12 protein-coding genes and 1 tRNA gene are annotated in these 12659 nt (G+C 65.6%); 10 read left to right on the forward strand and 3 right to left on the reverse strand.

The annotated features are described in order from the left end of the window. Positions 1-153: 153 nt before the first annotated feature. Positions 154-1605: an Asp-tRNA(Asn)/Glu-tRNA(Gln) amidotransferase subunit GatB gene (gene gatB / locus GBZ48_RS34580; RefSeq protein ID WP_109447583.1), complete on the forward strand. Its 1452-nt coding sequence runs from the start codon at positions 154-156 to the stop codon at positions 1603-1605. A 165-nt stretch (positions 1606-1770) separates the two neighbouring features. Then, on the forward strand, positions 1771-3573 hold the full coding sequence (locus GBZ48_RS34585) for a PAS domain-containing sensor histidine kinase (RefSeq protein ID WP_174475171.1): 1803 nt from the start codon (positions 1771-1773) through the stop codon (positions 3571-3573). A gap of 49 nt (positions 3574-3622) precedes the next feature. Here the strand turns inward: GBZ48_RS34585 and GBZ48_RS34590 are convergent, their stop codons facing one another. Further along, positions 3623-3859, reverse strand: coding sequence for a hypothetical protein (locus tag GBZ48_RS34590; protein WP_174475172.1), 237 nt, complete (start codon positions 3857-3859; stop codon positions 3623-3625). A gap of 282 nt (positions 3860-4141) precedes the next feature. Here GBZ48_RS34590 and GBZ48_RS34595 point away from each other — a divergent pair. Beyond that, positions 4142-4234, forward strand: a tRNA-Ser gene (locus GBZ48_RS34595). Positions 4235-4322: 88 nt separating this feature from the next. Here the strand turns inward: GBZ48_RS34595 and GBZ48_RS34600 are convergent. Together GBZ48_RS34600 and GBZ48_RS34605 are read right to left on the reverse strand one after the other, a co-directional pair. Further along, positions 4323-4685: a hypothetical protein gene (locus GBZ48_RS34600; RefSeq protein WP_174475173.1), complete on the reverse strand. Its 363-nt coding sequence runs from the start codon at positions 4683-4685 to the stop codon at positions 4323-4325. A 37-nt stretch (positions 4686-4722) separates the two neighbouring features. Continuing rightward, the gene (locus GBZ48_RS34605; RefSeq protein ID WP_174475174.1) at positions 4723-5217 is read right to left on the reverse strand and encodes a BLUF domain-containing protein; all 495 of its coding nucleotides are present in this window, start codon (positions 5215-5217) and stop codon (positions 4723-4725) included. A 209-nt stretch (positions 5218-5426) separates the two neighbouring features. Here GBZ48_RS34605 and GBZ48_RS34610 point away from each other — a divergent pair, with 209 nt between their 5' ends. From GBZ48_RS34610 to GBZ48_RS34640, 7 genes are all read left to right on the forward strand, one after another. Next, a complete protein-coding gene (locus tag GBZ48_RS34610) occupies positions 5427-5816 on the forward strand; it encodes an HNH endonuclease signature motif containing protein (RefSeq protein WP_174475175.1) in 390 nt (129 codons plus the stop codon). 139 nt (positions 5817-5955) lie between these two features. After that, positions 5956-6555: a terminase small subunit gene (locus GBZ48_RS34615; protein ID WP_174475176.1), complete on the forward strand. Its 600-nt coding sequence runs from the start codon at positions 5956-5958 to the stop codon at positions 6553-6555. Beyond that, on the forward strand, positions 6555-8249 hold the full coding sequence (locus GBZ48_RS34620) for a terminase large subunit (protein ID WP_174475177.1): 1695 nt from the start codon (positions 6555-6557) through the stop codon (positions 8247-8249). Before GBZ48_RS34615 ends, GBZ48_RS34620 begins: the two co-directional genes overlap by 1 nt. 7 nt (positions 8250-8256) lie before the next feature. After that, positions 8257-9486: a phage portal protein gene (locus GBZ48_RS34625; RefSeq protein WP_174475178.1), complete on the forward strand. Its 1230-nt coding sequence runs from the start codon at positions 8257-8259 to the stop codon at positions 9484-9486. A 188-nt stretch (positions 9487-9674) separates the two neighbouring features. Beyond that, on the forward strand, positions 9675-10082 hold the full coding sequence (locus GBZ48_RS34630) for a hypothetical protein (protein WP_174475179.1): 408 nt from the start codon (positions 9675-9677) through the stop codon (positions 10080-10082). A gap of 2 nt (positions 10083-10084) precedes the next feature. Further along, the gene (locus GBZ48_RS34635) at positions 10085-10990 is read left to right on the forward strand and encodes a hypothetical protein (RefSeq protein WP_174475180.1); all 906 of its coding nucleotides are present in this window, start codon (positions 10085-10087) and stop codon (positions 10988-10990) included. Beyond that, positions 10987-12594 (forward strand): hypothetical protein, encoded by a 1608-nt coding sequence (locus tag GBZ48_RS34640; protein ID WP_174475181.1) that lies wholly within the window; start codon positions 10987-10989, stop codon positions 12592-12594. The genes GBZ48_RS34635 and GBZ48_RS34640 overlap by 4 nt, the downstream gene beginning before the upstream one ends. Positions 12595-12659: the final 65 nt, after the last annotated feature.

Consider the following 12659-nt stretch of genomic DNA (forward strand, 5'->3'; position numbering starts at 1 on the left):
GGTAGGGGCGGGGTAGGAAGGATGCGGCGCGATAAAGCGTGCGCGCGAACGCAAAGGGCGTTAGAAGAAACAGGATTCCAAGGGTATGGCCGGGGCGTCCTTCCAGGGCGGCGCCCGTCCCGTCCCGTGCCGTGAACGTCGAAGAGCGGAACGATGTCGTACATCCAGGGTGAAACGGGCGATTGGGAAGTCGTGATCGGGCTTGAGGTCCATGCCCAGGTGATTTCGAACGCGAAGCTGTTTTCCGGCTCCGCCACCGAATTCGGGTCCGCGCCGAACAGCCAGGTCAGCTTCGTCGACGCCGCGTTCCCCGGCATGCTGCCCGTCATCAACGAATATGCCGTCGAACAGGCAGTGCGCACCGGTCTGGGCCTGAAAGCCGAGATCAACCTGCACTCGGTCTTCGACCGTAAGAACTACTTCTATGCCGACCTGCCGCAGGGCTATCAGATCAGCCAGTTCCTGCAGCCTATCGTCGGCAAGGGCGAGATTGTGCTGGACCTGCCGGACGGCACCAGCCGCACCGTCGGCGTCACGCGCCTGCATCTGGAACAGGACGCCGGCAAGTCGCTGCACGACCAGCATCCGTCCAAGACCTACATCGACCTGAACCGGTCGGGCGTGGCGCTGATGGAGATCGTGTCGGAACCCGACATGCGCTCCTCGGAGGAGGCGGGTGCCTATGTGCGCAAGCTGCGCTCCATCCTGCGCTATCTCGGCACCTGTGACGGCAACATGGAGGAAGGCTCCATGCGCTGCGACGTCAACGTGTCGGTGCGCAAGCCGGGCGACGCCTTCGGCACCCGCTGCGAGATCAAGAACGTCAACTCGATCCGCTTCGTCATGCAGGCCATCGAGTATGAGGCACGCCGCCAGATCGAGATCATCGAGGAAGGCGGCAAGATCGATCAGGAGACCCGGCTGTGGGACACGACCAAGTTCGTGACCCGCTCCATGCGGTCGAAGGAAGAGGCGCACGATTACCGCTATTTCCCCGACCCCGACCTGCTGCCGCTCGAACTCGATGCGGCGTGGGTGGAGGACATCAAGAAGACGCTGCCCGAGCTGCCGGACGACAAGAAGACCCGCTTCATCGAAGACTACAAGCTGTCGGTCTATGACGCCGGCGTGCTGGTGTCGGAAAAGTCGAAGGCCGACTATTTCGAGGCGGTGGCCAAGGGCCGCGATCCGAAGCTGGCCTCCAACTGGGTCACCGGCGAGCTGTTCGGCTATCTGAACAAGGCCGGCAAGGAGATCGAGGAAAGCCCGGTGTCCGCCGAAAACCTCGGTGGCCTGATCGACCTGATCGCCGACAACACCATTTCCGGGCGCATCGCCAAGGAAGTGTTCGAGACGATGTTCGAAACCGGCGAGAAGGCCGCCGACATCGTCGAGAAGAAGGGGCTGCGTCAGGTCACCGACACCAGCGCCATCGAAGGCTCCATCGACGCCGTGCTGGCCGCCAACCCCGACAAGGTGGCGGAGTTCCGCAGCGGCAAGGACAAGCTGTTCGGCTTCTTCGTCGGTCAGGTGATGAAGGCGACCCAGGGCAAGGCCAACCCGGCCATGGTGAACGAAATCCTTATGAAGAAACTGAAAGGCTAATCTGCCTGTCCCTGTCGGCGGACGGAAATCGCCGTCTTGCCCGAAAGAAAGCCTCTCCGTTCGGCGGAGGGGCTTTTTTCTTGGGTGCCACCCGCCGTTACGGTAAAGCCGCAGTTGAATTTTCCCGGTTTCCGCCGTCACAGTGCTGGAAACGGTGGAGGAACCATGGCGGCGGAGCCGGTGATGATGGCGCTGGCGGCTGGTGCTGTCGGCGGTCTGCTCGGGGTGCTGCTGGGCCGGTATGCCGGTCGCCGGGCGGCCCGCCATCCATCGTCGCCACACTCCGCCAATCCTGCCGGCGCCCGGCCGGCGCATGCCCTCCACGAACCGGACATCGGCGAACGGCTGGAGATGGCGCTGGAGGCGACCGGGGCCGCGGTCTGGGACGCCGATCTGGTGGCCGGCACCTGCTGGTGGTCGGACACCTTCCCGCGCATGCTGGGCTATCGCACGCGCCCGGCGATGCCGCCCGATTTCTGGGAGCGGCGGCTGCATGCGGAGGACCGCGAACGGGTTCTGGCCCATATCGCCTCGCATCTGGCCGGCGAAACCTCGGCCTACGCCTACAGTTACCGCCTGCGGCACGAGGGCGGCGGATGGGTGTGGATCGCCGCCAAGGGCCGCGCCTTCCGCGACGACACCGGGCGGGCGGTGCGCTACGCCGGCATCATGACCGACATCACCGAGGCGCGGCGACAGGAGGAGCGGCTGCGCGCCAGCGAGGAACGTCTGCTGAAGATCATGGAGGCGGCCCCCATCGCGGTGAACGTCACCACGCGCGACGGCCGCTGGCTGTTCTGCAATGCCCAGTCCGTGCGGCTGATGGGCCGTGACCGCTCGGAACTGATGCGCACGCCGGTGACCGACCTCTATGCCGACCCCGCCGACCGCGCGGCGCTGATCGCCCGATTCGACCGGGAGGGCGCCTTCCGCAATGCCGAGATCCGGTTCCGCAGGCCGGACGGCAGCGTCGTCTGGGTCCTGTCCTCGTGGAACAGCATTGAACTGGACGGTGAAGCGGCGCTGCTGACCTGGCTCTACGACATCACCGACCGCAAGGCTGCCGAGTCGGCGATGATCCAGGCCAGGGAAGAGGCCGAGCAGGCCCTGGCCGACCTGCGGGAGGCGCAGGAGAGCCTGATCCAGGCCGAGACCATGGCCTCGCTCGGCCAACTGGTGGCGGGGGTGGCGCACGAGATCAACACGCCCATCGGCATCGGGCTGACCGCCGCCAGCCACATCGGCGAACAGGCGCAGGTCCTGCGGGACCGTTTCACCGGCAACGCGCTGCGCCGGTCGGAATTCCTCGAGTTTCTGGATGGGCTGAGCGAGAGCAGCCGCCTGCTGATGGCCAACATCGACCGCGCCGCGTCACTGGTGCAGAGCTTCAAGCAGGTGGCGGTCGACCAGTCCTCCGGCGACCGCCGGGTGTTTGAACTGGGCGGCTATATCCAGGAGTTGCTGTTCTCTCTGCGTCCGCGGCTGAAACGCACCAATCTGCGGGTGGCGGTGGAGTGCGACGACGAACTGACGATGGACAGCTTTCCCGGCGCGCTGGGGCAGGTGCTGACCAATCTGGTCATCAACGCCGTCGTGCATGCCTATGGCGACGGGGATCGGGCTGGGGATCGGGGCGGCGACCGCCTGGTCGAGAAGCCGGTTGGCACGATCAGGATCACCGCACAGGCGGATGGGGCCGAGCGGGTGCGGATCGACTTCATCGACGACGGCGCCGGCATCGCGCCGGAGCATCTGTCGAAGGTCTTCGACCCATTCTTCACCACCAAGCGCGGGCAGGGCGGCTCCGGCCTGGGGCTGCATATCGTCTTCAACACCGTCACCGGCCCGCTGGGCGGCAGCGTGTCCGTCCAGTCCTGGCCGGGGCAGGGGACCCGCTTTACCATCCAGCTGCCCCGCGAAGCTCCGGCGATAGAGCCGGCGGTAACTGCGGAGCCGGTCTTGGGTTGAACCCGTGGTGCGGCCCTGCGACAGGGTGGCTGATCAGCCGCAGGTTCAGTCAGGCAACGTGAAGTTCGTGGAATTGCAGATGCTTGGGCCGCCGGCCGCGACGCTTCGGTGCCGCGAAGTTGGCGAGCGCGCCGTTCTCGCCTTGTAGCTCGGCGGTCAGCTCCTGAACGCAGCGCTGGAGCAATTCCTTTTCGCGCTGGTCTTCGCGGTCGGTGATTTCCAGACAGCTCAGCTTGATCTCGACGAGGTCGATCAGTGTTTCGGCGCAACGGCGTGACAGGGTCATGGCATCCTCCACGGCGACGGGGTGCGGCGTCACTGACCGGCGGGGCTTTGTCGGGATCAGCCCCCACGCGACCGAGTCGTTCGGCACCCAGGCTTTTTATTGCTCATGGTGGCATCATAAGCGCCTTCCGTTAAAAAGTACCTAAAATTTTATACAGATTTGTCCCTTTCCGAAGATTTTCAGGAAAAGCGGATTTGTGGCTTTGTAAGCGTTGACAAGGGTACGGCCGGCCGTTAGAACCCTCCCCACGCCAGCGGTGACCCACGGGAAACCGCACTGGCTGGAGGGGTGGCCGAGTGGCTGAAGGCAACGGTTTGCTAAACCGTCATAGGGTTTAAAGCCCTATCGTGGGTTCGAATCCCATCCCCTCCGCCACCGCGTAATCATATCAATGACATAGCAGATCAAATAGAGCGGTTCGAAGGTTGCAACCTTCGTGGAACCGTTACAGCTATGCCGACTTCTATGCCGACCTGCCTCCAAACCTCATTGCCCGCTGGCGTGTCGTTGGGTCGACGTAATCCAGGTACATCTCCGTCACCTTGACCGACGAATGGGCGATATCGCTATCGGGGGCGTAGCCGGCGACGATCCGCAGGCTGTCGGGCTGGTGGCGCAGCACCCACCACCAGAACCGGAAGTACAGCTCGCAATGGGCCTCGTCCCGGTCATCGGGGCTGAGTTCCATCCGACGCGACCGCCAGCCATGCCAGAAGGCGCGGCTGTGCTTCCGTCCCGGTTCGCGGCTGTTGGGGTTCTCGGCCAGCCGCCGGCCGGCGACGACCTGGGCCTCGTCGAGACGAGCGAGGTCACACAGCGTGCGCACCGGCACCTTGCGTGTACATAGGCAGACGCGGCGCCTCTCAGCTTCTCAGCATATGCTGAAGCCGCGGAACCCGGCCGCGCTCCAGTCCGGTTGCGGCAGCATCAACGCTCGTTGCGGAGCAAGCGAACTGATAGGCGAGTGACAACAGGCCAAGGGAGAAGATCGGGTCCTGCGAACGATGAAGGAAGTCGTCATAGGGGCTTAAGGAGCCGACAACTCTTCTCCAAAGCAAGGGGTCGTCGAGGAACATCAGGTTCATTGCCCAAGCGCCGAACTGCCGACGAGCCACCCCATCGTTGGACAGGAGAAGGTCGACGTGATGATGGCGAGGATCGTTGACGACCCTTCGAAAGATCGAGGTGACCGCGTCCTCTGGTCCCTCCAAAGCCTGGAGAAAGACCCCGCCGCACTCAACCATATAGCCAGTAACATTCCACTTTCTGTTGTTTCTGGCAGATGAAAGACATATGTTCTGCATATCGGTGTATGACATAATAGATTTAAGCTCGCTGCGAAAAGCATAGATTATCATCCAAATCTCCAGAGGTTTGGGAATTGCTATGAAGAGCAGCGATTTTCATTGGTGAACCAAAGATTGGATTTGCGTTCATTATTGTCACTGAACAAAATGTATCGAAGAATTTCTGCATTGTAACAATGAGATTTCGTGGGAAAGCAGGTTTCAGATAGCAGCCCAGACGGCACCTTCAGCGGAAAGCCGAGCGGAAGAGGGGCTATGTGATGGCACGTCTCCATACCCTGAGATCCCCCCTGTCCATCTTGGACACCCGCACCGGCAAGGCCCTGGCGCCCGCGGTGTCGGAGCAGGACCGCAAGCGGCGCCACGACGAGACCCGCGGGTCGGCCCGTCAGCGTGGCTATGACCGCGACTGGGAGAAGCTGCAGGATGCGGTGGTGATCGAACGGGGCTGCCGCTGCGAGGCGTGCGGCACCATCGTGGTGCTGCGCAAGCGGGAGGCGACGGCCATCACCCCGGTTGCCGAGGTAGACCACATCGAGAGCATCACCGACAGGCCTGACTTGCGGCTGGTGCGCTCGAACCTGCGGGTACTGTGCAAGCCCTGCCACTCGGGGCGGACGGCCAGAGATCAGGGGTTCGCCCGCGGCTGACCCGCCGCCCCGACTGGCACGCCCCTTACGATGAGGGGGTAGGGGGTGTCGAAAGTCGGGGCGGCGGCCGACCGGGGGACCGCGCCTTCCCCCACGCGCAGAATTTTTCCCGGCCAACGAGGGCTGGAGGGATTTGCTAATGTCTCTGACCCCGAAGCAGCTTCGCTTTGTCGAGGCCTATCTTCTTGACCCGAATGGGAAAAAGGCCGCTATCGCTGCCGGCTACAGCGAGAAAAACGCCGCCGTCGAGGCCAGCCGTTTGCTAACCCATGCTAAGGTAGTCGCGGAACTGGAACGGCGTCGCATCCTGCTGCAAACGCGCACCGGCATCACCCCGGAGCGGGTGCTGTCCGAACTGGCCAAGCTGGGCTTCGCCGACATCCGCGATGTGGTCCAGTGGCGCGCGAACGTCCAGCAGGTCGCGGAGGATCCCGAAACCGGCGAGCCGCTGCTGGAGATCGGCAACGAGGTGGTGATCACCGACAGTTCGAAGCTGTCGGCCGACGCTGCCGCCGCGATCCTGGAGGTTTCCCAGACCAAGGACGGCGCGCTGAAGGTGCGGATGCACGACAAGCTCGGCGCGCTGGTGAAGATCGGTCAGCACCTCGGCATGTTCCGGCCGGTCGGGGCACCGGAGGAGAAGGGCAAGAAAGAGAAGGCCGCCGAGGACGCCCGTGCCGTCGCTTCGTTGGATGCCTGGGGCGATGACCTCGCTTTCAACGGCGCGCGGCCGAACTGATGACAGCCTGGAACACCGCCTGTCTCGACTGGGAGGACCGTATCCTCTCCGGTCGCTCGCTGGTGCCTGACCTGCCGTTGAACCAGGAGGAGGCAGCAAAGGCGATCCGCATCTTCAACCGGCTGCGCCTGCCCGACGTGATCGGCACGCCGCTGTTGGCTGACGCGACTGGCGACTGGTTCCGCGACATCGTCGCCGCCCTGTTCGGCTCCTACGACCCGGTGACGCACCGGCGGGCCATTCAGGAAGTGTTCCTCCTGGTGCCCAAGAAGAACGGCAAATCGACCAACGCCGCCGCGGTGATGGTGACGGCGGCGATCATCAACCGCCGGCCCGAGGCCGAGCTGCTGCTGGTCGCACCGACGAAGGAAATCGCCGACATCTCGTTCCGGCAGGCCGCCGGCATGATCCGTGCCGACGAGGCGCTGAAGAAGCTGTTCCACCCCCAGCGCCACATCCGGACTATCACCCACCGGATCAGCGGCGCGGCGATCAAGATCGTGGCCGCCGACACCGACGCGGTGACCGGCGCCAAGGCCACCTTCATCCTGATCGACGAGACCCACGTTTTCGCCAGCAAGTCGCGCGCCGCCGACGTCTTTGTCGAGCTGCGCGGCGCCCTGGCGGCCCGGCCGGACGGGTTCCTCTTCCAGATCTCGACACAGAGCAAGACGACGCCGGCCGGCGTGTTCAAGTCGGAGTTGGGGACGGCCCGGCGGGTGCGCGATGGGGAGCAGTCTCTGCCCCTGCTGCCGGTCATCTACGAGTTGCCCGCGCGCGTCGCCGAAGGCAAGGGCTGGACCCGGCCGGAGAACATGGGCTTGGTCAACCCGAACCTGGGCCGGTCGGTAAATACCGACTTCCTCGTGCGCGAGTTGGGCAAGGCCGAACGGGAGGGGCCGGATGCCCTGGCGCTGTTCGCCTCCCAGCACCTCAACGTCGAGATCGGGCTGAACCTGCGCTCCGACCGCTGGGCCGGGGCGGATCATTGGGAGGCGCGCGGCGATAAGGCGCTGACGCTCGATGCGATCCTGGAGCGGTCGGACGTGGTGGTGGCGGGCATCGACGGTGGCGGCCTGGACGATCTTCTCGGGCTGGCCATCCTTGGCCGCGACAAGCTCACGCGGGAATGGCTGCTGTGGGCCCACGCCTGGGCACACCGCGGCGTGCTGACCCGGCGGAAGGAGGAGGCGCCGCGGCTCCTCGACTTCGAGAATGGCGGCGACCTGACCATCGTCGACCATCTGCCCGACGACGTGACGCAGCTGGTGGACATCATCGCCAAGGTGGACGCCTCCGGCCTGTTGGCGTCGGTCGGACTGGACCCGATGGGCGTCGGCGCCATCGTTGACGCGTTGGCGGAGCGGAAGATCGGCGGCGAGGAGGACTCCTCCGGCAAGGGTCGCGTCATCGGCGTGTCACAAGGCTGGAAGCTGACCGGAGCCATCAAGACGGCCGAGCGCAAGCTGGTCGATGGGACCCTGGCCCACGCCAGCCAGCCGCTCATGGCATGGTGCGTCGGCAATGCGAAGGTGGAGCCCCGCGGCAATGCCGTCGTCATTACGAAGCAGGCGGCAGGCGCCGGCAAGATCGATGCGTTGATGGCCGCCTTCGACGCGGTCGCGCTCATGTCCACAAACCCGGAAGCGCAGGGGCCGTCGGTCTACACGACGCGCGGCCTGCTGATCATGTGAGGCGCCGATGGGCCTGTTCGATTTCTTCCGCGGCGGCCGGGCGCAGGGCGGCCAGCGGCCCCAGGCGAGCGGCGGGCAGCTTTTCACCGGCCTGGACGACCCGTCCCTGCTGGAGTTCCTGCGCACGGGAGCCTTGGCCGGCACCACGGTGTCGGTCGACGAAGCGCTGCGCAACTCGGCCGTCTTCCGCTGCGTCGATCTGGTGTCGAGCAGCATCGGCATGCTGCCGGTCTTCCTCATGCGCCGGGAAGCCGGCTCCGTCGTGAAGGACGAGGCCCACCCGCTGTTCGACCTGCTCGCCTACCAGCCGAACAGCTGGCAGACGGCGTTCGAGTTCAAGCAGCTCATGCAGACCTGGGTGCTGGTCCACGGCAACGCCTACGCCATCATCGTGCGCACCGGGTCCAAGATCACCCAGTTCATCCCGGTCGACCCCTGCCGCGTCATGGTGCGGCAGATGCCGGACCTGACCGTGCGCTACGAGATCACCCGCGCCGACGGCTCGCTCGGCTATTACGCCGCCCGCGACGTTCTGCACCTGCGCGGCCTGTCGCTGAACGGCCTGACCGGTCTGTCCCGCGTCCAGAAGGCAGCCGAGACGATCTCGCTCGCCCTCCAGTCCGGCCGCGCCGCGGAGCGCATCTTCCGCAACGGCATGATGGTCGGCGGCAACCTGAAGCACCCCGGCAAGCTGGGGCCCGAGGGCAAACAGTTCCTCCGTGAATCGTTGAACGAGATCCACGCCGGTCCGGAGAACGCCGGCAAGTGGATCATCACCGAGGAGGGCATGGAGGCGAAGCCCTTCGCCAGCACGGCCAAGGACGGCCAGCTGATCGAGACCCGGGCTTCGCTGGTCGAGGAGATCGCCCGCGTCTTCGGCGTGCCGCGCCCGCTGATGGGGGTGGACGATACGTCCTGGGGTTCGGGCATCGAGCAGTTGAGCATCCTCTTCGTCCGTTACGGCTTGGCGCCGTGGTTCCAGGCCTGGGAGCAGGCGATCACCCGGTCCTGCATCCCTCTGGCGGATCGCGGAACCCTCTTCCCCGACTTCGACGAGACCGAACTGCTGCGCGGCACGCTGAAGGATCAGGCCGAGTTCTTCGCCAAGGCGCTCGGTGCCGGCGGCCAGCGGCCATGGATGGAAGTCAACGAGGTCCGCGAGTCGGTCGGCCTGGGAGCGCACCCCGACGGCGGCGGCCTCATCAGCGCAGGAGAACCCCGCAATGTCGCTCCGTAACCTTCCCGCCGCCCAGGCGTTCGAACGCCCCGAGGGCCTGCATTGGGACCCGCCGTCCGACGCGCTTGAGCGCTGGGCCGCCACCGCCACCATGGCGGAGGCGCCCGGCACCATCGGCATCATGGACGTCATCGGCACGGACAGCTGGACTGGCGACCCGGTCCAACACGCCGCCGGCCAAGCAGGTGGTGCTGCGCTATGCAGAAAACCCCAACCCGGTGACGCAGACCGCCTACGACGCCACCGACTCGGCGAATGTCGCGCTGTGGACCAAGCAATGGCGGGAGGTTGCCGGCGAGACGGACGCGGGGATCGTCGCGGCCTACGGCAAGGGCGCCAAGGTGGCGACGGTGGAGACCGCCCTGACGGTGGCGGTCGAAGCGGCGGCCGAGCTGTCCGAATGGCAGGCTGAGAAGCAGGACCCGCCGCAACCCTACGAGGTGAAGGTCCGCGACGGCGCGCCCGGCCTGTGGATCGGCGACGGCTTCAGCGTCACCGACGACATCGCCGGCTTCGAGGTTGGCGCCACGCTGGTTTGCACCGGCCGGACCAACCGCGACCGCGGCGGCGGCGCCACCCTCTACGGGGAGCGCTGATCATGGCCGGGTTCTTCGTCGACACCAACGAGCTGTCAAATCAGCTGGTGAACCCCTGTACGCTGACCAGCCCGGGCACCGGCTGGGCGAGCACCGCGCCGCTGACCTCGATCCTGACCACGCCGCTCGAAGAGCGGGCGGTGACGGCCCGGCTCGGCGCCGCCGCCGATCCGGTGGTGATCGAGATGGAGTGGCTGTACCCGGTGGACATCGCCTATGCCGGGCTGCTGCATCTCAACCTCTGGCAGGAATCGTTCTTCCGGATGGAAGCCTTCCTGGACAGCGGCCGGACGCAGAAGGTGGCCGATACCCGGATGCCCAACGGCCGCGACCGGCGGGTGATCCCCGGGCTCTACGATCCCAAGACGCTGCAGCCCGGCTACAGCAGCTGGCTGCGCGGCGGCCTGCCGAACGAGGACTTCCGGCGCTACACCACCAACATCCATGCCAACGTCGATCTCTGCCGCGCCCGGGTGATCCGGTGGAGCCTGTGGGGCGGCGCCTACAAGCCCGACGGCACCGATGACACGGTCTATCGGCTGGGGCTGGGCTGGGCCGGCAACGGCCTGTCCGTCACCCGGCACGCGCCGGGCTCGAGCGACGGGGTGAAACCCAACACCGAACTGATTGAGCAGCCGGGCGGCTATGTCTGGGCCGAGCCGGGCCTGCGCAAGCGCACCGCGGTGATCGATCTGGCGGCGATCCAGCCGACGCTGCGCGACAAGCTGTTCGCCGCCGCCCATCGCGCCGGCAACGAAAAGCCCATCGTTTGGCTGCCCAACGTGGCCAGCCCGGAGGCCTGCTTCTGGTACGGCGGCCTGTTCCGGCTGGTCGGCGATTACCAGCACAAATACCTGCCGCCGATCTGGGCGGCCTTAACCCTTAACCTGCTGGAGTGGCGGGAATGAGCCTGTTTTCCGACGCGCTGGACCGGCTGAAGAAGTACAATCTCGGCCCGTTCAGCCTCTCGTCCAATCCCTTCGGCCTGACCGGCGCCGGCGGACCGGACACCAACTTCGAGCCGATGCTGGGCGACGTGGTGACGGCCAGCCAAGCGACGGCGGACAACGCCACCGCCGCCGCTGGCAGCCAGACCGCGTCCGCAGGATCGGCGGCCGCAGCGGCGGGCAGTGCCGCTGCCGCCCACACCTCCGAAGTGGCTGCGGCGGGGAGTGCATCCGCCGCAGCCGGGAGTGCGACGGCAGCCAGTGGCAGCGCGACCGCTGCGGCGGGCAGCGCCGGTGCGGCGGCTGGCAGCGCATCCGCTGCGGCTGTGAGCGCTACGACAGCCGATCAGTATGCATCGGCAGCAGGCGGAGCTGCTCCGGCCGTCCGCATGAATTGGGACACAGGGACGAGCGCTGCGGACCCTGGAGCCGGGAAGGTCTGGGTCAGCAACCCGACCGTCGCCAGCATCACCGCGATCTACATCTCGGAGAGCGACGCTGCGTCGGCGAACCTATCGGCCGTGTTCACGGCATGGGGCGGGTCGACCAACCCGGTCAAGGGCCGGTTGCGCATCAGCCACCGCCTCAACCTCACCAAGTGGATCGAGGCGGACGTTACCGCAGCCGTCGATAACGGCTCCTGGTGGACGTTCAGCGTCTCCAGCCCGACCGGGCCGGGGGGCTTCGCGGCGGCGGACGTTGTCGCGGTCGGGTTCGCCCGTGCCGGCGACATGCCGACCAGCTTTCCGGCTGGCACCGCCGCTGCGCCAGGGTGGGCGGTGACCGGCGACAGTGATACCGGTCTTGCACAGGTTGGCGGCACAAAGACCCTGAGCATTATTGCCAGGGCTCTTGAGGTTCTCCGGCTAAGCTCCCCGGTCGGCTCGGTCAACCGGATCGATATCGCAGGCAGCGTAACTGGCAGTCCTCCGACAGTTTCATTCACTGGGTCTGACCCCACTGTCGGAGGCGCGATTTATACCAAGGGTGGCGGGTGGTTTACATTTTTTGTCGGCGGGTTTGCGCAGCTTAGCGTCGCTTATGTGGCCAATGCCACTCGGTCGTTGTACGTCAAAGGCGTTACCAGCACAGGGAACCCGCAAATCACGACCTCTGGCGGAGGCCTTGACGTAAACGCTTCTGACGGCAGCACAGTCAATATTGGTGGAGGTCAGACCGGGCAGTTCCCGACAAGCCTCCAAGTTGCCAAAAGCGGTCACGTCACCTCGCGCCGGGCCACTCTCAATATCGGGTCCGGCTGGGGGTTGCTTTCCGATGTGTCTGGCAATGGCGTTCGAGATTTTGCGATCTGGTGCGGTGCAATATCTGCATCCGTATTTAAGGCCACAGCCAATGGGGTGATGACCTTTGGCCGCGCCGTCTTTGCCACGCCCGTAAATCTCGGCAACGTTAGCGGCACTGTCACGCTCGACCTGTCTTTGGGAAACCGCTTCGACATGGTGCTGGTAGGACCCGTGGTGCTGGCCAACCCGACCGGCGGCTCTAACCCGAATAATTCATCAGGGCTGGCGCAAGGGGCGGCGGGCGCAAGGCTAATCCACTGAATTCGTGTATGATTCTGGTGCTGAAGCAGTCTCACCACGGATCACCGGAGTTCACGCCCGCCATG

This window comes from Azospirillum melinis, assembly GCF_013340935.1.
GTDB classification, from domain to species: domain Bacteria; phylum Pseudomonadota; class Alphaproteobacteria; order Azospirillales; family Azospirillaceae; genus Azospirillum; species Azospirillum melinis.

What these genes read in the sequence shown, in the direction of transcription:
- GBZ48_RS34585 (WP_174475171.1), top strand. Translation starts at nt 1,771, where the DNA reads ATGGCGGCGGAGCCGGTGATGATGGCGCTGGCGGCTGGTGCTGTCGGC.
- GBZ48_RS34615 (WP_174475176.1), top strand. Translation starts at nt 5,956, where the DNA reads ATGTCTCTGACCCCGAAGCAGCTTCGCTTTGTCGAGGCCTATCTTCTT.
- GBZ48_RS34620 (WP_174475177.1), top strand. Translation starts at nt 6,555, where the DNA reads ATGACAGCCTGGAACACCGCCTGTCTCGACTGGGAGGACCGTATCCTC.
- GBZ48_RS34605 (WP_174475174.1), bottom strand. Translation starts at nt 5,217, where the DNA reads ATGATAATCTATGCTTTTCGCAGCGAGCTTAAATCTATTATGTCATAC.
- gatB (WP_109447583.1), top strand. Translation starts at nt 154, where the DNA reads ATGTCGTACATCCAGGGTGAAACGGGCGATTGGGAAGTCGTGATCGGG.
- GBZ48_RS34610 (WP_174475175.1), top strand. Translation starts at nt 5,427, where the DNA reads ATGGCACGTCTCCATACCCTGAGATCCCCCCTGTCCATCTTGGACACC.
- GBZ48_RS34590 (WP_174475172.1), bottom strand. Translation starts at nt 3,859, where the DNA reads ATGACCCTGTCACGCCGTTGCGCCGAAACACTGATCGACCTCGTCGAG.
- GBZ48_RS34635 (WP_174475180.1), top strand. Translation starts at nt 10,085, where the DNA reads ATGGCCGGGTTCTTCGTCGACACCAACGAGCTGTCAAATCAGCTGGTG.
- GBZ48_RS34625 (WP_174475178.1), top strand. Translation starts at nt 8,257, where the DNA reads ATGGGCCTGTTCGATTTCTTCCGCGGCGGCCGGGCGCAGGGCGGCCAG.
- GBZ48_RS34640 (WP_174475181.1), top strand. Translation starts at nt 10,987, where the DNA reads ATGAGCCTGTTTTCCGACGCGCTGGACCGGCTGAAGAAGTACAATCTC.